The organism is Sporolactobacillus putidus, from assembly GCF_014647035.1.
Lineage (GTDB): Bacteria > Bacillota > Bacilli > Bacillales > Sporolactobacillaceae > Sporolactobacillus > Sporolactobacillus putidus.
On sequence record NZ_BMOK01000005.1, the window covers coordinates 115,795 to 136,471 of the forward strand.

Sequence of the window (20,677 nt, forward strand, 5' to 3'; positions counted from 1 at the left end):
TTCACCGCTCCTTTTCGGTTTCTTTTATTTAGCAAAGTTCCGGGTTTATCAAAGAGAGAATCAGGCGGTCGTGGCCTCAGTCACGACTTTTGGACTGCCAAACACCGAAGCTCTTCTCACGGCATAAATATTTTTTTCAGACGCTTCCTGGTCGGCGACACACCCCGGTCCTAAAATTAATCCTTTGCCGTCCACTTCCCGAATGGCTTCCCTTACATGATTTTCCACTTCATTGACGCTGCCATCCACAAGCAGGCTTTTTCTAATGATCCGGTTATGCTCATCGAAATAGGGAACCTCCCGAATGCCGCCCAGTAAACACTTATCCGTTATTTTTCTTGCTTCCGCAAGGGAAGGTGATACCCAGCGGTCATGCCAGTTCAGGCAGTTCACCGGATAGGCAGCGATCAGATGAAACAGATTATTCGGTCCATGAATGTGGGCAATATTGAAGAAAGTCTGTTTGTTATAGCTATGAATAACTTTCAAGTCATAAGGTACACCAAATTCTTTGTACTCCGTTTCCGTGAACAGATCTCTGGTCGCAGATTTCGTCGCAAAGAAGAATCCGCTGACCCCGGCCTCGATATTGGCTTTAACAAAGTTAATCGTTGTTTCCGTGATGATATCCAGTGCCTGTTTGATGATCGCGGGGTTTTCTCTAATGTCAAGGAACAGCCGGTCTCCCGCCAGCTTGTGGGCGGTCGTCAGCGGGCTGAAAATGGTCTGAACAAAAGGGAATTCTCCTTTCGACAGTTTGGCGACATGCTGGGACAGCTGCAGCTGCTTTCCGTACGTCCCATAAATCGCGGGAAGCACTTCAAGCCTTGTCCAGTCGTCGATGGATTCAATCGCATACTGTTTGACAGCGGGGGGCCGATTAATTTTATTAAAGTATTCAATTTCAACACCCCAGTCTTCCACGCCATAAAGCCCAAACGGAGCCAGTTTGATAAAATCAAAATCGTATTTTCTGGCATATGCCACTTGTTTTTCAGCTAACAGTTTTGGATTCTGATCATAAGCGGAAAAATGCATCCACAAATTTACGGGAATACGATCCACATCTTCAAAGTTTAAAGCGGCTTTGATACGTTCAAAACGATTCATGAGTTGTTCCTCCCTTTTTAAAATCAGGCTTTTTTTCTTATGTTTTGTTCATACCTTCTAAAAACAACAGTCAGCATCGCACAGAGCAGCCAATAAACTGCCGCTGCTGCGGCAAAGGATTCCAGATAGCGAAAGTTTAGCGCGGATTCGAGTTTCGCTTTAGCCAGTATGTCGACAACAGATACCATGAAGGCTAAAGAAAGAGATTTTATAATTGTTAAGTAAGAGTTTAAAAAGTTAGGCAGAGCCTCGATAATGGCCTGCGGTATCACAATTCTCCTCAAAGTCTGAACAGAACTGAATCCAAGCGAATGGGCGGCCTCTATCTGACCGTAACTGACCGACATGAACGCGCCCCGGATGATTTCCGACTGGAAGGCCGAAAAACATATGGAATAGGAGACAATCACAGTGATGACCGGATCGAATTGATTGGGATCAAACTTAAAATTCAATAATCCCGCAAAAAAAAGGATCAGTTTCGGCATGCCGTAATACGCCAAATATAATTGCACGAGCAGCGGAGTTCCCCTTAAAAAGGAAAGACACACAGCGGCGACCTGGAAGAGAAAAGGTATTTTATATTGATCAATAAGCGTCAGAATACCGCCGATCAGGATTCCGAGAATCAAAATCAGAAGAGCGAGCCCCAACGTGTAGGGGACAACCGTTAGTATCCCTGAGAAATCCTGGAAGAAAATGTTTGATTCGAACAAGGCCATTCCCCTTATCGTGTTAGTCCGTTTTCCAGATGATACCTTGCTGTTTTTCTTTCGAAATATTTGATAAACTTATCTGCCATATAAGATATGGCCCAATAGATTAAAGCTACCGTCAGAAAGACGTCGATCTGCCTTGAGCCGAAATCATTTGAGATGAGATTATTGGCCGTGCCCATAATATCAACGACACCAATTATAAATAATATGGATGTATCCTGAATCAAATAGATCAAAGCGTTTCCCAAACCCGGCAATGCGACCGGAAGCACTTGCGGGAATACAATCCGGGTCAGCTTTTGAAAAGATGTGAAGCCCAGACTGTCGGCGGCCTCTTTCTGTCCCTCATCAACGGCCAGATAGGCGGGCCTGAGAATTTCTGAAAGAAAAGCCCCGTTGTGCAGAACTAGGGTCGCAATGGCAAAAAGTGTTCCGCTCCAATTATTGATGTTTATCCCGATCAGCGACAGGACAACGGGCAGCCCATAATAAACAAGGAGCATCTGAAGCAAAATGGGCGTGCTTCTTGTAAATGAGATGTAAAGCTCCATTAAAGGACTGAAAATTTTAACCCTTTTAATTCGGATGCCTGTGACTAGCACACTTAATAAAAATCCGAAAAGCCCGGAGCACAAAATGACTACAAGGGTTAAAGGAAGGACGCTAATAAATCCGGGCAATATTTTGATCATATAGCCAAAGTCCATTTTCACTCGCATCCCTTCTGAATCTGCATCAACCTCAAGTAAAACGGTGGCCGGATTCTGTCAAAATGGACACTAATTTGACAAAATTAGTTGGTTATTTTATACTGAAAAACATCTTCCCCGTAATATTTTTTTGATAGTTCAGAGAGAGTCCCATCACTCTTTAACTGTTTTAAAGCTGAATCGACGGCTTCTTTAAGCTGTTCATCCTTTTTCGAGAGCAGAAAGTATGTCGGTATCACTTTTACCGGGGCAGAAGTATGAATCTTTAAGTTTAATTGTTTAATAATCTGCGCTTCACCCAAATTAGACGGAAGGATCAGGGCATCATATTTTCCCGAGGCCACTTCTTTAAGCCTGTCGGCTGTCGAAAGACCGGTGTCGGATGTCGGGATATCGATTTTTTTCGAAGGATTTTGTGTATTATAGGCTGTTAAAATATTGAATATGCCCCCGTTGGCGTCGACCGGAGTCAGCCTTTTCCCGGAAAGATCCGAAAGGCTTGCGATCGATTTATTGGCATCATTGGTATAAATTTTAATTAAGCTTGCTCCGTCATTTTCATTAGGGATCAGGTATTTTTGTGCGCGTACGGGATTTTTAAAGAACCCTTCGGCAATCAAATCGTATTTGCCTGTATCCAGGCCGATCTGCTGAGCATTTGATGAGACACTTTGAATATTGAAACTGTAGTCTTTCAGCTTTGCATCGACTTTTCTTAATATCTCGACTTCATAGCCAGTCAGCTTTCCGTTTTCCGAATAGCTCAGGGGTTTTTCAGCTGTCGGGACGGCAACCTGAACGGTTTTTGCGCTGGATGACTTGGATGATGCAGATGAAGGCTGGCTCGCGCCGGATGAATTGTTTGTACATGCGCCTAATGTAAATACAAGAATAAATACGAGTACGGCGGCTGAAATCTTCTTCATTTGTTATTCCACTCACTTTGCTGTTGTAATTTTTGTGTAATTGCTGTTAAAATGACTGAGAAATTCTTTGGTTCTTTTTTCTCTGGAATGATTGAAGATTTGAGAGGGAGGCCCCTCTTCAACTATTTTTCCTTGATCCATAAACACAATTTTTGTCGAAATGTTCTGGGCAAAGGACATTTCGTGGGTGACGAGCAAAATAGTTACACCCGACCTTGCAATTTGATCGATCACGTTCAATACTTCACCGACTAATTCCGGATCAAGCGCCGACGTCGGTTCGTCAAAAAGAATAATTTCAGGTTCCATGGCGAGAGCTCTGGCAATACTGACTCTCTGTTGCTGGCCGCCGGAAAGCTGGGAAGGGTAGGCGTCGAGTTTGTCGGCCAGCCCGACTCTGTTTAACTCTTCCAAACTTTTTTCATAGGCGGCTTTTTTACTTTTTTTCTGGACAACGATCTGTGCTTCCATGACGTTCTCAATCGCTGTTTTGTTTTTGAATAAGTTGTACTGTTGAAAAACCATGGCCGTTCTTCTCCGGAGCCGAAGGATATCCTTTCTTTTTACAGACTGATAATTCAGCTGGAAGTCTGAAAATGCGATTTCTCCTTCATCAGGTTTTTCCAGATAATTGACGCACCGCAGCAGTGTTGTTTTGCCGGTACCGCTCGGACCAATAATGGTCACAACATCGCCTTTATTAATTTTTAAATCGATGCCTTTCAGAATTTCATGATCGTTGAACGATTTATGGATGTTTTTCAATGCCAGCATCGTACGGTTCACCTCCTTTCAGGCTTTCTCATCTTCGAAATGAATCTTGCCGCTGTACCCGCCTCCTAAAATTAATTTAAAATAAAAAAGCAAGCCATACAGATTAAGAAGGCTTGTTCTTTTATTCCTTCTCATCTTCTGAACACCGAACCGTGTTCCTGGAATTAACACCATACACAAGATGTGCTGGTTGTCGGGTTTCATAGGGCCAGTCCCTCCGCCACTCTGGATAAGAAATCGTTTTATTAATTTGTTGATTCTTATAATAACCACTGGCCATCGCCATGTCAATATTAATTCACATTAAAAAGATAGGATTTATTTGTTTTTGACGAATGGACACAAAAAAGACAACAAAGCCAAGGATGATCCAGTGAGCGTGACCAAAATATTTTCTTGAAAATTATGAGAGGGAGCGCTGAGCGACTCTGCGAAGTTCCCAAAGTTACAGAGCCACTTCTTTCAATGTCAACAAAACCCCCTTCGAAAAGAAGAGGGTTTGAAGTCTTTTTCTGTTGGGCCGGAAGACCGGAATTAATACCTTGATTTGTGCTATACCGCTGGTGCTGAAACGTCATCGGTTGAGGAATCAGCGTGCCGTTCCTTAATTTTCAAAGAACAAAACTTACGAGCACACATCGTCTACTTATCTCTGCTCCTGCAGACTTCCGATGGAAACCTCTTGCTCCTTTCCCGGATTGTCGAGCGGATAAATACGGGCTGTTTCCGTGCTCTCATCGACATGCTGAATATAGATGGGAATCCCGTTATGAGTGACATTGACCATAACAGGTGATTTTGCAATTTCCTGTGCGCGCTGAGTGTCCATTGTCCGACCTCCTTTTATTGGTTACAGGTATACTATTTGCCATCATGAATGGAATTATTCTCCTTTTGTTTAAACCTGACTTTAAAAACAACCAGGAAATTCTAAGCGAATGGAATAGGGAGTAAACGCTGCCGCAGAGCCTCAGTTACATAAAAAAGCGAAGCACGTTTCGGCTTCGCTTTTTTGTACAAATAAGAAAGAGTAAAAATAAAAGATTAGAGGTGTCTAGTATAAGAAAAACTAAGGCTCAGGCCGTTGTCAAAGACTGGGCTTCACCAAGTTTTTCTTATGATCAGGCTACAGTATGCGCAGTCAGAGATGCCAATCATGTTCCGGCTCCGGATCACAACTCTTTATAGATTTGAACCTCTTTTATTTCAGGAATCATACTGTAGGCGGTGAGCCTGTGCTGGCCGTCATAGAGGCCCAGATCTTTATTGACAATCATCGGCGGCAAAGTTCCGCCTTCTTTTATAGAGTCGACCATTTGCTTGATATTGTCGGTGTGGTAACCATCATAGTTTTCCGGATGTTCTTCCCACTCTTTAAGAGTCAGGAGATTTCGTCCGTTGCTGCTGAATGAGCAGGGCACCTCATACAATGTTTCCTTGGCTACTGTAGTTAAAATGAACCGGTGGGCATCCGTTCCAAAGTCGTCATTTTCGATATCGTTATACTTGCTGCAGATTTCTTTTCCTGTGTAATACGTCGTCATTATGCCGCCCCTTCTTGGTTTGTCGGAAATTTTGATCATGATGAAGTAATTATCCAATCATACATTTAATTTATTATATATACGGTCGATTTGCAAAAACTTATTTTAAAAAAGTGTTCATCCATACGATTTTTAACGCTGTGTGTAGGACACACGCTGAAGTTTGCCTTTAGGAGATCGACGGTTTTCCTGATTCAAAAATCAGCGGAGTTATTCAACAAAGCTTTGCAAACAGGAATGCCGGGCGGAGATCTGCAGTGTTTACAATTTGCAAGTCACCAGTCATTTGACAGGTTCAGTAAATTTGTTAGACTGAACATTAAGAAAAAAATTACATACCGGATCAAGCAAAATTGCAGGGTACGTGAAAATAATTTATTGTACAGGGAGAACGAGCCATGTCTGTTGAAAACGTCAGGTCCTATTTCCGACAATTCGGACGGGATAAGGATATTATTGAATTGGAACTTTCCAGCGCCACTGTGGATCTAGCAGCTGAACATCTTCATGTCGGACCGGAGCGTATTGCAAAGACTCTTGCGTTTCGCGGAGAGAATAAAGAAGGGGCTATGCTCGTTATTACGGCCGGCGACGGAAAAATAGACAACAAGAAATTCCGTAGCACCTTCGGCTTCAAAGCGCATATGTTGTCACCGGATGAGACGCTTGAATTGGTCGGACACGCCGTTGGCGGGGTTTGCCCATTTGCATTGAAAAATGACTGGCCGGTATTCATGGATGAGTCGCTGAAACGGTTCGAAACGGTTTTTCCTGCGTGCGGCAGCAGCAATTCGGCGATTGAACTGAGAATTGACGAATTGTATACATTGGGAAAGGCAAAAGAATGGGTAGATGTCTGCAAGGGATGGCAGGAAGATATTGAATAAATAAAAGAAGAAAACCAGAGGGCAGAGCCCGGATGGAGAATCCTTCTCTGTTTGCTCTTTATAAAATATCGCAGCTCCGGTGATATCGGCCGTATTAGATTCAACTCGTTTGTTGATTCTCATAAAACCTTTCATCCCGTCTTTCACTTCTGTAAATCTCAGGGCCTATTAAAAAATAAAGCTGAGGATTGTTTTCTCATCTTTCTTTATTTTTTAAAATAGGTTTAAGGAAATCAGCCTTAAAAGTAAGTGAAAAATGGGGGACTAACCAATGAAAAGATTTGTGGCGGTTTTGGCCGTCCTCGCGGTTCTGTATGTTCTTTTTTTTAATCCGTTCGGTTTTTCCTGGCTGCCTTTCGGCCATCCGCAAACGGACGAGACGGTAACGGGAGATGTGCAGTCCATTAAAATAGAAACTTCAGGCGCTGAAGTTCAGGTCGTGCCGGAAAACGGTAACAGGCTCTGGACAAAGCTTGATGGCGGAGGAAGCGCATCGGTTCAAAAAAATGGGAACACGATTAATGTGAAAATGAAAGGGACAGACTGGTTCCTGCCCTTTTCGTGGTTCCGCCATCCTGACCTGACTGTTTACATCCCGCAGGATTATCGAAGGAATCTGGATCTTACTGTTGGTTCCGGAACGCTTTCGTTTGACGGAAAATCTGCCAACGATCCCTATGTTCTTGAACAAGTCATTCTCAATGTCCGGTCAGGGACCGCTGATTTAAGGGATTTTTCGGCGAGATCCTTGAAGCTTGAAGAAGCGTCAGGACTCGCGACACTATCCACACTGTCCATAAACTCGGCAGCGATCCATGTGCAATCCGGTATTCTGAATCTGAAACATTATTCGGGCCCCGTTTCCGCAGACGTGCAATCCGGCAATCTGAATGCGCAGTTTGCTGAATTGAAGGGACCGGTGACTGTTGACGTCCAGTCCGGTCTTGCTACGATTGATTTACCCGATAATGCGGACTTCACACTCAACGGTAAAATAGCCAGCGGTTTTATTGATTGCCGGCTGCCGCTGAAAAATGAGCAATCGGACAGTACAGAGTTGAAGGGAACACATGGATCAGGAAAATATACTGTGAATTTGAGTGTGCGGAGTGGGTTGATTAACCTTCGCTGATCCAACCGAACTTGAGAAAAGTTGAACCGAATTGTGAAAAAGCGGGAACGAGTTTCCTTGTATCGCCTCTTCATCGTTAACTCCTTTGACAATCAGGGGACTGCTGGATGTTTGAGACTGAGGGTCGGCGTCTTTCGTATAAATTGCCCGGCGCGGCCATATTTATACAGCATTGGAATCCCTTGATGAGAAGAGGTGGCTGTGGTGTCTTATCATACCCCTGAGTCTCCTAATTTTTTTAGCGCGGACTGGCTGAGAACACATATTTTTCAGACTATTGAATTTTATTATCCGCAGTGTATGGATGAAGAAAACGGCGGTTATTTTCATTGCTTTAGGGATGACGGATCGGTTTGCGATACTTTGGACAAACCGCTTGTCGGAATCGCGCGGTTTATTTATAATTTCAGCATCGGCGCATTGCTTGGGGGACCGCTGGAATGGAGACTGGCTGCGGAACAGGGACTGCGGTTTTTAAACCGATTTTTCCGCGACAGTGTGCACGGCGGCTATTACTGGCATTTGAAAGGAAGAATTGCTGACGATCCGAAGAAAATAGCTTACGGACACGCATTTGTTCTCCTGGCAGTCTCTACTGCCGTAAAAGCGGGAATTAAGGAGGTCCGTAAGTGGATAGAAGATATTTATAATGTGCTGGAAAACCGTTTCTGGGATGGCGACCATGGACTGTACATTGAGGAGCGGTCGGCCGATTGGCAGACGGTCTCCCCTTACAGGGGCCAGAATCCGAACATGCATCTGTGCGAAGCGCTGATTGCGGCGTTTGAAGCAACCGGCTGCTATAAATATCTGGAACGCGCACGCGGGCTGGCGTATGCCGTGACGGTCGGGCTCGCTGCAAAAACAGGGGGGATGATCTGGGAGCAATATGACCGGAATTGGAATCCCGATTGGTTCTATCACGAAGAGTATGCGGGGAACGAGTTTCGGCTCTATGGTTTTATTCTCGGGCATTCTATTGAATGGAGCAAGCTTCTGCTCAAACTTTCCGTCTATTATTCTGAATCATGGATCACCCGGCGTGCCTATCATCTGTATCATTGCGCGATGGCCCTTACTGAAGATTCGGCGTACGGCGGACTTCTGTTCTCGATTTTGCCGGCCGGGTGTATTTTTGATGCCGACAAATACTATTGGGTCATGGCAGAAGCGATCGGCGCTTCCGTTCTGTTTGCAGGATTGAGCCGGCATCCTTACTATTTGCAAAAATACCAGTCACTTTTCTTGTACTGCGATCGCTTTTTTATCGATCATAAATATGGCGGATGGTATAACCGCCTGAATCGCGAGAATCAGAGAACCAGTCCGGTTAAGAGCCCACCTCCGAAAACGGACTATCATCCGATTGCAAATTGTTATGAAGCTCTGCGCGTTTTTTCCGGAGAGCGATTCCGGAACCTCCCGCATTTCAATGAGTAAATTGCTTCCAACTGCACTTTTTTCAAACAGAACGATTGATTTTATAAACTGTATCTATTATAATTACACTAATCTTCTTAAAGAGGAATCGATAGAATGAATAGCGAGTTTACGATAGCAGTGCATTGCCTGATTGTACTGGCAAGCGCTCCGGATCGTGTCTGGAGCAGCGGGTCGCTGTCAAGAAAGGTGCATACCAATCCGGCGAGAGTTCGCAAGATTATGAGTGCCCTGCGAAGGAACGGGCTGGTCACAACGAAAGAAGGCTTGGGTGGTGGCTATCGTCTAGGCTTTTCTTCGGGCGATGTTAATCTGGCGCTCGTATATCGGACCGTTTCCTGTGAGGCGCTGAAGCTGAACTGGTGCTCGGACGACGGGGCAGGAGATCCTGAACTGGCAAGGGTCCGGTCGGTCATGGATCAGGCTTTCTGCAGAGCCGAAACAATGCTTGAAACGTATTTGGAGCAATGGACCATTGATTCTCTCTTAGAACAGATCAAGTGTGAGCCGGATGTCCCGATTTCGGATCATTTTCCGGTTTCCGCTCACAAGGACAAGTCGACTAAATATAATATAAATAGGATCGGTGGTGAAGGATGATGCAACAGGAACTGAAGTGGAAAAAGGGCGACTGGGTAAAGGGAAGAACGGTGAACGGAGAGCTCATGCATGGTTATATTGTCGATTATGACGCCAATACAGGAACGGTAAAAGTTCATGTCGTTGCCTGCGACCGTGAATCGACCGTGGGCCGGACGATCGAGACGCTCGGCTATCTGATCAAACCTTTCCCGGTTCTGCCGCTGAGCAGCGATCAATTGCGCAGCATGACCGACCTTGCTCTGGTCACCTATGACCGCGACTGGTTCATGGACCTGTCGTCGAAGCTGGCCGGGATGAGCGAAGACTCCGGCAATGATCAATCTTCACGATCCAATTCTTGGTTCTGGCCGGCTCAGCGATGAAGAAATATAAAGTTGTTTATGATAGATGAGAGAGTGCCCGAAATAAATCGATACGGACACTCTTTTTTGTTTCAGAGAAATATGAGGCGTGCAGCAGTCCCTGCAGGGCAAGCGGCGGGTAAGTTTTAACCGGTGAATAAATTATGTGGACACGCCTTCACCGATAATGGAGAAAAAATATTTCTTTTCATGTGAAACTTTCAGGAGTTTATTTCTTTTTTCTTTGCACAATCTATGAGAAAATTTTACTTAGGAGGAGGATAGTATGATAAAATCTTTGAGCGACACAATAACATTGAACAATGGTGTTGACATGCCGGGTTTTGGACTCGGAGTCTGGCAGATCAGAGACGGTGAAGAAGTCATTAATTCCGTTAAATACGCTTTGAAAACGGGTTACCGGATGATCGACACGGCCGCCGTTTACCGAAACGAAAGCGGCGTCGGCGAAGCGGTCCGCCAGTCGGGGCTTCCAAGAGAATCTCTGTTCATTACAACTAAGGCAGTTGATCAAGGTTATGATGCAACGCTGAAAGCCTTTGAAGACAGTACGGCAAGACTCGGCATCGATACGATCGACCTCTATCTGATTCACTGGCCAATCGGGGAACATTACAAGGAAACCTGGAAAGCGATGGAACGGTTATACAAAGACGGCCGTGTCCGGGCAATCGGCGTCAGCAATTTCGGGCCGCAACATCTGGAAACCCTCCTTCAGGACGCGGAAGTTGTACCGGCGGTGAACCAGATCGAAGTACATCCACTGCTTACGCAGGTGGCGCTCAGAAATTATTGTTACGCAAAAGGGATCAAGGTGGAATCCTATTCACCGCTTGGCAGCGGGGCACTTCTTGACAATCCGGATTTAAGCACAATCGCAGGAAAATATCATAAGTCGGTCGCTCAACTGCTCTTGCGCTGGAACGTGCAAAACGATATGATCGCCATCCCGCGTTCAGCGAAAGAGGTTCACATAGCCGATAACGCGGACATTTTTGACTTTGAACTGTCTCTCGAGATCATGGACAAGATTGATGCGTTGAACGCCAATAAAAGTGTATTGTGAACGGAAACTCATGATACTGAAACATGATCGGTGCATGAGTCAGCCTGAGGAATGTGCGAAGAGACGGGCCCTGTTCCCTTTTGCATCCATAATATTTATTGCCGGCTTAGCATATTCCGCTTCGCCCGGGCTGTTTTTCTGCTCAATAATCATTTCCGACAAGAGGAGTTTTGAAAAATGACGAATATCGGGACCCTGCCTGAACAGGAGATTAAACGAGGCCCCATTACTGTGGCACTGATTATCGGCGCTTTCGTCGCCATTCTTAATGAAACATTCCTGAATATTGCTTTGGCTGATTTAATGCGGACTTTTCACGTCTCGGCAACAACGGTGCAATGGCTGGCGACCGCATATATGCTGGTTGTCGGCATACTGATGCCGGCCACCGCACTGATTTCCGGATGGCTGACGACGCGCCAGATGTTTCTTAGCGCGATGTCCTTCTTTCTGATCGGGACAATCATTTGCGGATTTTCAGCAAATTTTGGCTTTCTTCTGCTTGGAAGAGTAGTTCAGGCTATCGGTTCGGGACTTTTGCTGCCTGTGATGATGAACACCATTCTGCTGATCTATCCTCCGGAAAAAAGAGGAGGAGCAATGGGCATGATCGGGCTCGTAATCATGTTTGCGCCGGCGATTGGGCCAACCCTTTCGGGACTGATCATTTCCGTATTATCCTGGCGCTGGCTGTTTTTCCTTGTGCTCCCCCTGGCTGTTTTTTCTATTTTGTTCGCGATGGTCTATTTAAAAAATGTCTCGGAAGTCACCCGCCCGAAAGTGGAGATTCCTTCGATTCTGTTATCGACGATCGGGTTTGGCGGACTGGTGTACGGGCTCGGAGCGGGTGCTCAAAACGGTGGGATCGGTATGATATTTCTGATTGTCGGTCTGGCTGCTCTGCTGGTTTTTGTCTGGCGCCAGCTGACGATTGCGGAACCGATTCTTGATCTCCGTGCTTTTAAATACCCAATGTTTTCACTGGCGACAGTCATATTAATTCTGGTGATGATGACCCTGTTTTCGACAATGATTCTTTTGCCCCTTTATATGCAGAAGGCGCTTTTGCTGACTTCATTCAGTGCCGGCCTCATTCTTCTGCCGGGCGGGTTAATCAACGGGCTGCTTTCACCGGCTATGGGCCGGGTGTTCGATAAATTCGGTCCGAGATGGCTGGTCATTCCGGGCCTGTTCATCATGAGCGCGGTCATCTGGCTCTTCAGCAGACTGACGGCTTCCGAAAGCCCGCTGTACATTGTGATCTTATACAGTGTCCTGTTGATCGGTATGGCGATGGTGATGATGCCGGTATCGACAACGGGTCTGAACGAGCTGCCGAAAGATCTGTATCCGCATGGAACGGCGATCATGAATACGCTGCAGCAAGTATCCGGCGGCATCGGAACGGCGCTGTTCGTCAGCATTATGGTTTCCGGCCAGCAAGGCTATTTAAGGAAGGTGTCCGACCCGACTGCACCCGGACAGCTATTGAGCGCTCTGGTGTCGGGTATGAATCGGGCATTTATGGTTGCGATGATCGTCGCGATTGCTTCATTTATTCTCTCACTGTTTTTGAAACGGACGCATGCGCCGAAGGAAGAGCGGGCGGAAGGGTAAATTCGCAGACGAGCCCAGACTGCATTCACAGACGTATGATACATGAAATTGTACACCCCGCGGCAAACTAGTTCTGACTCGTTTGCGATCGGGGTGTTTTTAATATGGTAAACTTTTTTCAGCCGAAGCCTTATGGAGCGCCGTTCCATCTCTTTTCAGCGGAACACCTGGCGGCTCTTGTCCTCATCAGTCTGGCGGCAATTCTTCTGTTTGTTTTTCGAACACGTATCCGGCTTTCAGAACAGTGGCGGACCTGGCTGCGTTATCTTCTCGCCGCTTTGCTGCTTCTTTCGGAAATCAGCTATCAGGTCTGGCTCGTTTATTTTAATAAATGGTCGCTGAAATCATCGCTTCCGCTCGAGTTAAGCGACCTCGCCGCAGTGCTGGCGATACTGCTGCTGGTGAATAGGAATCGTTATCTTTTTTCATTTCTTTACTTTGCAGGCCTAGGCAGTTCATTGCAGGCGCTGCTTACACCGGATCTGGGCGGTTACGCGTTTCCTCATTTTCTCTTTATCGAATTTTTCACGGCACACGGCAGCATGATTCTTGCCTGCCTGTTCATGATTGCGGTGGAACACTACCGACCATCATTTCTTTCATTATGGGTGACTTTTCTGATTGTTACTGTATATGGGGCGGGCATCTTCTTCCTTGACCGGCTTACGGGTGCCAATTACTTATATCTTATGAACAGGCCGAAAACATCTTCTGTCATGGATTTTCTCGGACCGTGGCCATGGCATCTCCTCTCTCTTGAAGCGATGGTGCTTCTTGAATTCGTTTTGCTTTATGTCCCTTTCGGCATGATGGAAAAAGACGAGCGGGGAGGGGGACGGATAAAGCACAAATTTCATATGCAGAAAGAAAAATAAAAGGAACGCATCCGGATGCACTGGTGGCGGATGATAGTTTTCAGGGCATTAAAAAGTGCCTTTCTAACGGCAAAATCAAGAAATGACCGGTAAAAAAGTCCTGTATTTTCCTGTCGAATTCGGTCGATTAATTTTTGAATTGCGCAAAAATTGACGGAAATTTAGGCTCTTCTTCATGTTCATTAATTTGTCATACTTTTATATAATACGAATTAACGGCAGGAAAAGGCTTACTTTTCCGAACACGAAATCCGGCTCTTTAGTTGATCATGAGTATGTGTCTAAACACAGGGCTTTTACTTTCAGCGGAGAATCCGCCGTTCCGCGGATTTGACGATAAATTTTCCGGCATGGTACATGCCAAAAATGAGGAGGCTTTATTCATGGCAGGACAAATCAGACTGACTCCGGAAGAACTGCGCAGCTACGCGGCAAAGTACGGACAGGAATCGTCGAACACGGGCGAGCTGATCGGACGGCTGGACGGGATGATCAATCAGCTGGGCCAGGTTTGGGAAGGCGCTTCAAGCCGTGCGTTCAAGGATCAGTATGAAAGGCTGCGTCCGTCTTTTCATCAGATGCAACAGCTTCTGGAGGACATCGACAGGCAGCTGGCGAAGACGGCCAACATTCTGGAAGAGACGGATCAGCGTATTGCCGGACAAATTAACGGATAATTGTTTCGATCATGCCGAGGCTCCGACAGGAGTTTCGGTTTTTTCAAGTTCATGGAATTTTGCGCCTGAAGCGGATTCACTTGTGATTCATTAATAGCCTGCAAGAGGGAGGGAAGATCGATGCCGGCGAGTCTTGCCGATCAAATCCGGCAGAATCTGAATCATAACCTTTCATCCCTTTATGGGGAAGAATCGGTACTGATAGCAAAAATCAACAAACTGCATGCGCTGCTTGCAAAAATCGATCAGCATCTGTCTTCATTTGTGGACAACCGCAATAAATTTCATTCGCTGTATAATCCGCGGAACGAATGGGACGGTGCCCATCGGAGAATTTTTGACAACCGATTGAATTCGGAAACCCTGGCGGATTATCAATTCTACATCACTTCCGTTCATCATTTAAGAGAAGACGTCCAGGATCAGATCAGACATTTGAGCGGCAGCCTGAATCTCTGCCGCTCCGACATCACGTCGATTCATTCGTCTCTTGCCGCATTAAAAACCAAATAGGTGTGATTAAGATGATAACGATTGAATTCAATGCGCGTGCGTATTTCAGCAAAGTCTCGCAGCTTGATCGGGCGGCTGCCAATCTGGGCGCCGGCCGTCCTGTCGACACGAATCTTCACGAGACCGATGCCCGATCGATCAGGGAACTCAGCAAGGCAATTGAACAGTGGCAGCGCCTGCTGCGCGATTATCAGTCGTCGCTTCATTCCGAAGTTTCGAAACTGAAAAAAATCGGGGACGAAATCGAGCAAACCGATCAGAAACTGGCACACTATCTCTCTGCACGCGTTAAATGATGACGAAAAGCGAGGCGGTTCGATGCCGAAAGTTCAAATTGCAGAACCGAGAAGAATAGAAAGTCAACTGGCGCCTCAAGAGGCCGCTGCGGCGGATGCGCTGCGAAAGATCCAAACCGAAATCAAGGAATTCAACGCGCTTCAGTCCTTTGAAGGGGCGGCTGCGGACAGCATCCGCGCCTATTTCAGCGAAGTCCATCTGACGCTGATTAAAAGCCTGATTCAGGCGGGGGAGCGGCTGCAGCAGGTGTATAAGAAAATGCTGCAGCAGTTTGACCGGCAGGTCGACAGCGACTCCAATGCAGTAATCCGTTCGGAGCATCTGGATGACGTCCGCAGACAGCTGAGACAGCTGAAAAGCCATTTCGACGGGATTGAAAACCAGCTGGCGGCGGACGTCCGTGCCGTCAGTGATGTCTCCTTCTTCAATGTCCCTTCCGCAATGGCGTTCTCGTCGGACGTCGAACTGCAGGACCGGGAAACCGGCCAATTGAAAGACCAGTTCATGTCTTTTGTTTCGGCCGATTTTACCGGCGACCTGGTGCCGCTCCTGACAGCGATCGAGCGGGCGATGACCAAGATAAAGAAAGATTACAGCCCTCATCTAGGCACCGAGTCCTTTTATGTAGGAGGCACTTTCGCGCAAACGGCGATCGGCAAAGAACTGATTCAGAGAACGAAGGCCGTGGAAACCGCCTATGCCGGCGATGTTCCTAAAACGGGGCAGAACGGTAATCTTGTGCTCGTAAAAAACGGTGCAAAATATACGATTACACTCTCGGCACTGACAGCAAAAACTCTGCCTGCGGGTTTAGCTGCGATGAAGGGCCTGAAAATAGTAAGAAGGGGCAATTATATTTACATTACCGGTGATAAAAAGTGGATGGAGCTGTACTTGGGACGTTGGGGCAAACTGCCGCAAAATTATACGTTTAATATGAAATTAACAAACGGGGATCCGATCAGAATCGGCGGGGAAAAAGGGCCGAGTATTGCTGGGTACGGCCTGATCAACGAGTCCTCTGATGTGAAAAACTATTTATTAAGCGAGTCGGGCACGATGGGTAAGTTAAAAGCTTTTAACGGCGCTGTGAAAAGCAGCCTGAACAGCAACTGGGATTTCGTCAAAAAAGGCAGCTGGACAAAGCTGGGCAGCATGGGGAAATTCGGAAAGGCTGCCGGCATCGCCGGTGTCGGTTTAACTGTATATTCCGATATTGAGGCTCATAAAAATGAAAAAATGGGCGGGGAAAAAGTTGCCAATATTACAGAAGATATTGGTGTGGATCTCGGCGTTTCGGCTGCAGCAACTGGTGTAGGGGCTATTATCGGTTCTTTCTTCTTTCCGCCACTGGGAACTGTGGTAGGAGCTGTAGCTGGCGCTGAGGCAAGCACGCTGTTGAATTACAAATTTAAAGCGTTTGGCAATAAAAGTATAGTAGACAGTGCTAAAAGTATTGTCCACAACGCAGGAAACCAAGTAGCTTCCTGGGTTCGATAAGCCAAATTAGCATGAGGGGCCTAATAATGAGAGCGTCAGGTGAATTTTCAGAGAAAGATTTCGAATTTTTTCGTAAAGGTGTTTCATCAAGACGATTAAATCCGGCCAATATGGGAAAGCGTCTTTTTGCTTTTCCATTGCTTTCTTTACTTTCTTTGTTTGGAAGCACCGCAGAGTTAAGCGTGATAACAAATCTATATGAGATTTGGTCACCGCTGCTTATGTTTCAATGGGCTTTGCTAATAATTATGGGCCTATCATCGCTGTTGTTTTTTTTCAAATGGATAAGTTTAAAGTTTCAAAAAATACAGATAGTAGTTTTGATTATCAGTTCGGTTTCCATGGCATTTAATATGACCTTCTTTTTTCTTATTGTATTATCGGAACGTATCGCGTCATTTTCATTTACAGTTTCATTGCTTCTTTACATCCTGGGAAGTATTCTTATTTTTTGTCTGTCGTTGATTAGAGCTTATCGCCTGCTTAAAAAAGGAGAATTCAGAGAAAACGGTCGCGGGCTATTAGGTAAACAATATAGTGAAAGCACATCGAAATTTTCGAATATAGCCGTTTACGCTTTGGTTGCTTCTTTCTTGGGAGGGGGAGCGGGCACCGTTTTGTTCGGAGAGACTGGGATGTATGTTGTTATTACTTTTGCTATGTTTGTGTTATCCGCCATCATTTATTCCGTCGGTGTCACAGAATTTATTTTCGTGCTGTACTGCAAGCTCCGCTTTCCGTCGTTTAATGTCACAGCCGAACAACAAGTAGGAATCGATAGGAGGAATAAGATTCTTTTAAAACAGATCAATCGGTTAGAAAAAGAAAAAAAAGAAGCCATGAAGCGGCCAAAACGTGAGAAAAGGAAAAACTCAAAAAATTTTCGTGGGTGAACTAGGTCATCCATTCTGCGGACAAAAATTGGCGGGGTTAGTATGAAGGCATTAAGCAACTTTTCTGAACAAGATTTCGAGTTTTTCCGAAATGGCGTTTCGTCGGGACGGCTTAATCCGATAAGGCTAGGTAAAATGGTTTTTATATATCCGTTTCTGTCTTTGTTGATGGTTTTTGGTGCATATGCGGCGTCACAATCGGTAAGTTCAAATTTCAGCCAATTTTGGTTTCCTTTTTTCTTTTTTCAAGAATTGACTGCCTCCATGTTATTTTTGGTTACTTTGTTATTTTTCTCTAAGAGACTTAGTTTAAAATATCAAAAGTTCCAAATGTTGATTCTTTTATTAAGTGCACCAAAAATGTCATTCGATATGACATTGTTTTTTTTAGTTAAAACTAAAATGGATTTTCCGGCATTTCCTTTTTTCAATACGTTAATTTTTTATATTCTAGGAAGCATATTCATTTTTGGCCTTTCTCTATTAAGAGCTTATCGTCTTCTTCAGAAAGGAGAATTTAAAGAGAACGGTCGTGGACTTATGGGAAAACAATATGGTGAACGAGTAAATAGTTTTTCATCGATGTTCGGTGTTATATTTCCGATCGTCATTTTGGGCGGCCTGGTTATGAGCTTCCTTGGAAACATGGGGCAGGACATAGTGATTCTTTCCGTAATGCTTGTCATGTCGTTTTTGATGTACACTGTTGTATCGACTGAATATATTTTTGTATTCTACTGCAAGTTGCGTTTTCCTTCGTTTAATATTACTGAAACTGAGCAGATCAGAATTGATAAGGAGGCCGGCCTATTAAAAGCGCAGCTGAAACAATTCGATATGGAAGAGAAGAAAGAAGTCAGAAGGCAGAAACTAGAAAAAAAAAAGAAAGACCAATAATCGCCATTTGTGATGATTTAAAGTGAGCGCATCGCTAACCATTGGTTTTTGATCATGCTGACAATTATAAAAGACGCATGAACAATTGAAAGAATGAAAGGAGTCCTGATGATGAGGGTTAAGCAAAGTTCGCTGGTTCTTCTCAATTTGCTGAGCCGTTCGGTTATCTGCGGGATGGACCGCTGGCATGAAGAGGGGGAGGAACTGAGAAAGCTGGCGCTTGAAAGCGGTGTTTATCCGAACGGACCGCTCGTGATGACGATCGGCAAAGTGAAAAACGAGCCTGAACTGCGGGAGTACGGATTATTTCTGCCGCTCAGTTCGCCTGTCGAAGTACCTGCCGAGCGGGCACTCGGCTTTCGCAGCCGTCTTTATTTCAAAAAAACGGCAGCCATTCGCCATTATGAAGCGGATGAACCGTTTGCAGCGTCATACCGGGAACTGGAGAACGTCGCGTACAGGCGGGGGATTATTCTTGAACGGCCCTTTTACCATGTCTGCCTGGAAGTCAATGGAGAACGGTTTTTCGATATACACGCCCCCATAAAAGGAAGTGCTGCCTGATGGTTATCGAAAATGATTCGATTGAGCTCAGAAATGTCGTGTCCGGGCGGTACAGCCTTCACTATTCGCAGTTTCCGGAGGCGCTGGAAGACTTCTGCCGAATACTCGAGGAGAAGAATCTGACACCGACAGGAACGCTTTTCTACTCATTAAACAATGTTCCGGTCGATGAGCAGATGGCAGTTGAAATGTTTGCGGCTGTTGAAGAAAACTATGTTCCCGAGGACGACTTGCTTTTTTTCCGCAGCTACTTCACCGTGAAAAACATGATCATGACCTATTATTCCGGAAATATTGAAAAACGGACGGAACGGGCATACGCGGAACTGCTTCAATTCTTAGAGGATAATGAGCTGGAGATGGCGTCCCCGTTCTTCCATTTTTTTAGGGGAGACCTGAATTTTCAATATGTCGAATTGAAAGTGGGGATTCAATGATGCCGGCAGAAAAACAGAAGCACAGCCGCATTAAAGAGTCGTCGCTGATTCTGTTCAACGTGCTGAGCCGGACGGAAACTATTGAGAAAGCGATGTGGCTGGAGCGAGCGGAAATTTTGAAAATCGAGGCGGTCAAACACGGCTTGTATCCTGTCGGACCGCTTGTCATGACGAGCGAGCAAATGGATCCGCTTTCCGCCCGGGACACGTTTACTTTTTACCTGCCGCTGAATGGGTCACTGAAGGCAGATCCGGAAGCCGGATTCGTTTTTCAGCCGTCTCTCATGCTGGAGCATACGCTGTCTCTCCGCCACGACGAGGAGGGCAAACCGTTCTCCGTCTCGCACAGGGAACTGCAGGCGTTTGCGCGCCAACATGGTTTTTCCTGTTCGTCTGTATTCTATCATGTTATGATCGCGGTTTACGGAGAATGGTATGCGGAAATTCATCTTCCCGTTAGCGTTGGAGGATTGCTGCCGAATGGACAGGAAATGCCGGTAGAATAGGATAATTTAAAAAAAGATGGTAAAAAAGGCCTGCAATTTTTTGTCGAAGTTTATCGAATGAGTGTTGAATGCCGCAAAAATTGACGGAAATTTAGGAACTTTTCCCTGTTCAATATTCTGTCACATTTATTTATAATACGAGTGAATGGCGGGGAAAGGCTTACTTTTCCGAAAAACAAGAAATTCGGGTCTTCGGCTGTTCATGGGTATTTATCAATTATCTCGGGACTTGGAACTCGGGGCCTTTTGCTTTCAGCGGCGATCCGCTGCTGCGCGGATTGGACCCTGCATTTTCCGGCAAGCGTTTGCCAAAAACGAGGAGGCTTTATTCATGGCAGGACAAATCAGGCTGACTCCTGAAGAACTGCGGAGTTATGCGGCGAAGTATGGGCAGGAGTCGTCGAACACGGGCGAGCTGATCGGGCGGCTGGACGGGATGATCAATCAGTTGGAGCAGGTCTGGGAAGGTGCCTCAAGCCGGGCGTTCAAGGATCAGTATGAGAGGCTGCGCCCGTCTTTTCAGCAGATGCGGCAGCTTCTCGAGGACATCGACCGGCAGCTGGCACAGACGGCGAACGTCCTCGAAGAGACCGATCAGCGTATTGCCGGACAAATCAACGGGTGAGGA

The 20,677-nt window shown here is 45.8% G+C and carries 25 protein-coding genes and 1 riboswitch; of the genes, 18 read left to right on the forward strand and 7 right to left on the reverse strand.

What is annotated here, in order from left to right; translation table 11 throughout:
- Window positions 1–60: 60 nt before the first annotated feature.
- The 7 genes from IEX81_RS07490 to IEX81_RS07520 all read right to left on the reverse strand — a co-directional run bounded on the left by IEX81_RS07490 (window position 61) and on the right by IEX81_RS07520 (window position 5,783).
- Window positions 61–1,110, reverse strand: coding sequence for a uroporphyrinogen decarboxylase family protein (locus IEX81_RS07490; RefSeq protein WP_188802461.1), 1,050 nt, complete (start codon window positions 1,108–1,110; stop codon window positions 61–63).
- Window positions 1,111–1,133: 23 nt separating this feature from the next.
- Window positions 1,134–1,826, reverse strand: coding sequence for an amino acid ABC transporter permease (locus tag IEX81_RS07495; RefSeq protein ID WP_229727516.1), 693 nt, complete (start codon window positions 1,824–1,826; stop codon window positions 1,134–1,136).
- An 11-nt stretch (window positions 1,827–1,837) separates the two neighbouring features.
- Window positions 1,838–2,536, reverse strand: coding sequence for an amino acid ABC transporter permease (locus IEX81_RS07500; protein ID WP_229727525.1), 699 nt, complete (start codon window positions 2,534–2,536; stop codon window positions 1,838–1,840).
- 86 nt (window positions 2,537–2,622) lie between these two features.
- Window positions 2,623–3,465 (reverse strand): transporter substrate-binding domain-containing protein, encoded by an 843-nt coding sequence (locus IEX81_RS07505; protein WP_188802464.1) that lies wholly within the window; start codon window positions 3,463–3,465, stop codon window positions 2,623–2,625.
- A gap of 12 nt (window positions 3,466–3,477) precedes the next feature.
- Window positions 3,478–4,239: an amino acid ABC transporter ATP-binding protein gene (locus tag IEX81_RS07510; protein WP_188802465.1), complete on the reverse strand. Its 762-nt coding sequence runs from the start codon at window positions 4,237–4,239 to the stop codon at window positions 3,478–3,480.
- Between the two features lie 128 nt (window positions 4,240–4,367).
- Window positions 4,368–4,475, reverse strand: a riboswitch (SAM riboswitch).
- 410 nt (window positions 4,476–4,885) lie between these two features.
- Window positions 4,886–5,068 (reverse strand): small acid-soluble spore protein H, encoded by a 183-nt coding sequence (locus tag IEX81_RS07515; protein ID WP_188802466.1) that lies wholly within the window; start codon window positions 5,066–5,068, stop codon window positions 4,886–4,888.
- 343 nt (window positions 5,069–5,411) lie between these two features.
- Window positions 5,412–5,783 carry a ParB/RepB/Spo0J family partition protein gene (locus IEX81_RS07520; RefSeq protein ID WP_188802467.1) on the reverse strand — a complete coding sequence of 124 codons (372 nt, stop codon included), beginning with the start codon at window positions 5,781–5,783 and terminating at the stop codon, window positions 5,412–5,414.
- A 398-nt stretch (window positions 5,784–6,181) separates the two neighbouring features.
- On the opposite strand from IEX81_RS07520, the gene IEX81_RS07525 reads away from it, so the two are divergent.
- The 18 genes from IEX81_RS07525 to IEX81_RS07610 all read left to right on the forward strand — a co-directional run bounded on the left by IEX81_RS07525 (window position 6,182) and on the right by IEX81_RS07610 (window position 20,674).
- The gene (locus IEX81_RS07525; protein ID WP_188802468.1) at window positions 6,182–6,670 is read left to right on the forward strand and encodes a YbaK/EbsC family protein; all 489 of its coding nucleotides are present in this window, start codon (window positions 6,182–6,184) and stop codon (window positions 6,668–6,670) included.
- Window positions 6,671–6,941: 271 nt separating this feature from the next.
- On the forward strand, window positions 6,942–7,802 hold the full coding sequence (locus IEX81_RS07530) for a DUF4097 family beta strand repeat-containing protein (RefSeq protein ID WP_188802469.1): 861 nt from the start codon (window positions 6,942–6,944) through the stop codon (window positions 7,800–7,802).
- Between the two features lie 204 nt (window positions 7,803–8,006).
- A complete protein-coding gene (locus IEX81_RS07535) occupies window positions 8,007–9,242 on the forward strand; it encodes an AGE family epimerase/isomerase (protein ID WP_229727517.1) in 1,236 nt (411 codons plus the stop codon).
- Window positions 9,243–9,338: 96 nt separating this feature from the next.
- The gene (locus IEX81_RS07540; protein WP_188802470.1) at window positions 9,339–9,842 is read left to right on the forward strand and encodes an RrF2 family transcriptional regulator; all 504 of its coding nucleotides are present in this window, start codon (window positions 9,339–9,341) and stop codon (window positions 9,840–9,842) included.
- On the forward strand, window positions 9,839–10,207 hold the full coding sequence (locus IEX81_RS07545) for a hypothetical protein (protein ID WP_229727518.1): 369 nt from the start codon (window positions 9,839–9,841) through the stop codon (window positions 10,205–10,207). The genes IEX81_RS07540 and IEX81_RS07545 overlap by 4 nt, the downstream gene beginning before the upstream one ends.
- Before the next feature lie 265 nt (window positions 10,208–10,472).
- Entirely contained in the window at window positions 10,473–11,273 is an 801-nt protein-coding gene (locus IEX81_RS07550) for an aldo/keto reductase (RefSeq protein WP_188802471.1), read from the forward strand.
- 177 nt (window positions 11,274–11,450) lie between these two features.
- On the forward strand, window positions 11,451–12,890 hold the full coding sequence (locus IEX81_RS07555; RefSeq protein ID WP_188802472.1) for an MDR family MFS transporter: 1,440 nt from the start codon (window positions 11,451–11,453) through the stop codon (window positions 12,888–12,890).
- 104 nt (window positions 12,891–12,994) lie between these two features.
- Entirely contained in the window at window positions 12,995–13,765 is a 771-nt protein-coding gene (locus IEX81_RS07560; RefSeq protein ID WP_188802473.1) for a YwaF family protein, read from the forward strand.
- Between the two features lie 383 nt (window positions 13,766–14,148).
- Window positions 14,149–14,442, forward strand: coding sequence for a WXG100 family type VII secretion target (locus IEX81_RS07565; protein WP_188802474.1), 294 nt, complete (start codon window positions 14,149–14,151; stop codon window positions 14,440–14,442).
- A gap of 120 nt (window positions 14,443–14,562) precedes the next feature.
- Window positions 14,563–14,955, forward strand: coding sequence for a YwqH-like family protein (locus tag IEX81_RS07570; protein ID WP_188802475.1), 393 nt, complete (start codon window positions 14,563–14,565; stop codon window positions 14,953–14,955).
- An 11-nt stretch (window positions 14,956–14,966) separates the two neighbouring features.
- Window positions 14,967–15,251 carry a TIGR04197 family type VII secretion effector gene (locus IEX81_RS07575; RefSeq protein WP_188802476.1) on the forward strand — a complete coding sequence of 95 codons (285 nt, stop codon included), beginning with the start codon at window positions 14,967–14,969 and terminating at the stop codon, window positions 15,249–15,251.
- Window positions 15,252–15,273: 22 nt separating this feature from the next.
- Window positions 15,274–16,752 (forward strand): T7SS effector LXG polymorphic toxin, encoded by a 1,479-nt coding sequence (locus IEX81_RS07580; RefSeq protein ID WP_188802477.1) that lies wholly within the window; start codon window positions 15,274–15,276, stop codon window positions 16,750–16,752.
- A 26-nt stretch (window positions 16,753–16,778) separates the two neighbouring features.
- On the forward strand, window positions 16,779–17,645 hold the full coding sequence (locus tag IEX81_RS07585; RefSeq protein ID WP_188802478.1) for a hypothetical protein: 867 nt from the start codon (window positions 16,779–16,781) through the stop codon (window positions 17,643–17,645).
- Between the two features lie 42 nt (window positions 17,646–17,687).
- Window positions 17,688–18,542: a hypothetical protein gene (locus IEX81_RS07590; RefSeq protein WP_188802479.1), complete on the forward strand. Its 855-nt coding sequence runs from the start codon at window positions 17,688–17,690 to the stop codon at window positions 18,540–18,542.
- Window positions 18,543–18,653: 111 nt separating this feature from the next.
- On the forward strand, window positions 18,654–19,106 hold the full coding sequence (locus IEX81_RS07595; RefSeq protein ID WP_188802480.1) for a hypothetical protein: 453 nt from the start codon (window positions 18,654–18,656) through the stop codon (window positions 19,104–19,106).
- Window positions 19,106–19,543: a DUF5085 family protein gene (locus IEX81_RS07600; protein WP_188802481.1), complete on the forward strand. Its 438-nt coding sequence runs from the start codon at window positions 19,106–19,108 to the stop codon at window positions 19,541–19,543. Before IEX81_RS07595 ends, IEX81_RS07600 begins: the two co-directional genes overlap by 1 nt.
- On the forward strand, window positions 19,543–20,049 hold the full coding sequence (locus IEX81_RS07605) for a hypothetical protein (protein WP_188802482.1): 507 nt from the start codon (window positions 19,543–19,545) through the stop codon (window positions 20,047–20,049). The genes IEX81_RS07600 and IEX81_RS07605 overlap by 1 nt, the downstream gene beginning before the upstream one ends.
- Before the next feature lie 331 nt (window positions 20,050–20,380).
- Entirely contained in the window at window positions 20,381–20,674 is a 294-nt protein-coding gene (locus IEX81_RS07610) for a WXG100 family type VII secretion target (RefSeq protein ID WP_188802483.1), read from the forward strand.
- The last annotated feature ends 3 nt before the right edge of the window (window positions 20,675–20,677 follow it).

Bases quoted from the DNA above. Each gene is read 5' to 3' on its own strand.
- IEX81_RS07490 (WP_188802461.1), bottom strand. From the start codon at position 1,110: ATGAATCGTTTTGAACGTATCAAAGCCGCTTTAAACTTTGAAGATGTG.
- IEX81_RS07500 (WP_229727525.1), bottom strand. From the start codon at position 2,536: ATGGACTTTGGCTATATGATCAAAATATTGCCCGGATTTATTAGCGTC.
- IEX81_RS07505 (WP_188802464.1), bottom strand. From the start codon at position 3,465: ATGAAGAAGATTTCAGCCGCCGTACTCGTATTTATTCTTGTATTTACA.
- IEX81_RS07510 (WP_188802465.1), bottom strand. From the start codon at position 4,239: ATGCTGGCATTGAAAAACATCCATAAATCGTTCAACGATCATGAAATT.
- IEX81_RS07515 (WP_188802466.1), bottom strand. From the start codon at position 5,068: ATGGACACTCAGCGCGCACAGGAAATTGCAAAATCACCTGTTATGGTC.
- IEX81_RS07520 (WP_188802467.1), bottom strand. From the start codon at position 5,783: ATGACGACGTATTACACAGGAAAAGAAATCTGCAGCAAGTATAACGAT.
- IEX81_RS07525 (WP_188802468.1), top strand. From the start codon at position 6,182: ATGTCTGTTGAAAACGTCAGGTCCTATTTCCGACAATTCGGACGGGAT.
- IEX81_RS07530 (WP_188802469.1), top strand. From the start codon at position 6,942: ATGAAAAGATTTGTGGCGGTTTTGGCCGTCCTCGCGGTTCTGTATGTT.
- IEX81_RS07540 (WP_188802470.1), top strand. From the start codon at position 9,339: ATGAATAGCGAGTTTACGATAGCAGTGCATTGCCTGATTGTACTGGCA.
- IEX81_RS07545 (WP_229727518.1), top strand. From the start codon at position 9,839: ATGATGCAACAGGAACTGAAGTGGAAAAAGGGCGACTGGGTAAAGGGA.
- IEX81_RS07550 (WP_188802471.1), top strand. From the start codon at position 10,473: ATGATAAAATCTTTGAGCGACACAATAACATTGAACAATGGTGTTGAC.
- IEX81_RS07555 (WP_188802472.1), top strand. From the start codon at position 11,451: ATGACGAATATCGGGACCCTGCCTGAACAGGAGATTAAACGAGGCCCC.
- IEX81_RS07560 (WP_188802473.1), top strand. From the start codon at position 12,995: ATGGTAAACTTTTTTCAGCCGAAGCCTTATGGAGCGCCGTTCCATCTC.
- IEX81_RS07565 (WP_188802474.1), top strand. From the start codon at position 14,149: ATGGCAGGACAAATCAGACTGACTCCGGAAGAACTGCGCAGCTACGCG.
- IEX81_RS07570 (WP_188802475.1), top strand. From the start codon at position 14,563: ATGCCGGCGAGTCTTGCCGATCAAATCCGGCAGAATCTGAATCATAAC.
- IEX81_RS07575 (WP_188802476.1), top strand. From the start codon at position 14,967: ATGATAACGATTGAATTCAATGCGCGTGCGTATTTCAGCAAAGTCTCG.
- IEX81_RS07580 (WP_188802477.1), top strand. From the start codon at position 15,274: ATGCCGAAAGTTCAAATTGCAGAACCGAGAAGAATAGAAAGTCAACTG.
- IEX81_RS07585 (WP_188802478.1), top strand. From the start codon at position 16,779: ATGAGAGCGTCAGGTGAATTTTCAGAGAAAGATTTCGAATTTTTTCGT.
- IEX81_RS07590 (WP_188802479.1), top strand. From the start codon at position 17,688: ATGAAGGCATTAAGCAACTTTTCTGAACAAGATTTCGAGTTTTTCCGA.
- IEX81_RS07595 (WP_188802480.1), top strand. From the start codon at position 18,654: ATGAGGGTTAAGCAAAGTTCGCTGGTTCTTCTCAATTTGCTGAGCCGT.
- IEX81_RS07600 (WP_188802481.1), top strand. From the start codon at position 19,106: ATGGTTATCGAAAATGATTCGATTGAGCTCAGAAATGTCGTGTCCGGG.
- IEX81_RS07605 (WP_188802482.1), top strand. From the start codon at position 19,543: ATGCCGGCAGAAAAACAGAAGCACAGCCGCATTAAAGAGTCGTCGCTG.
- IEX81_RS07610 (WP_188802483.1), top strand. From the start codon at position 20,381: ATGGCAGGACAAATCAGGCTGACTCCTGAAGAACTGCGGAGTTATGCG.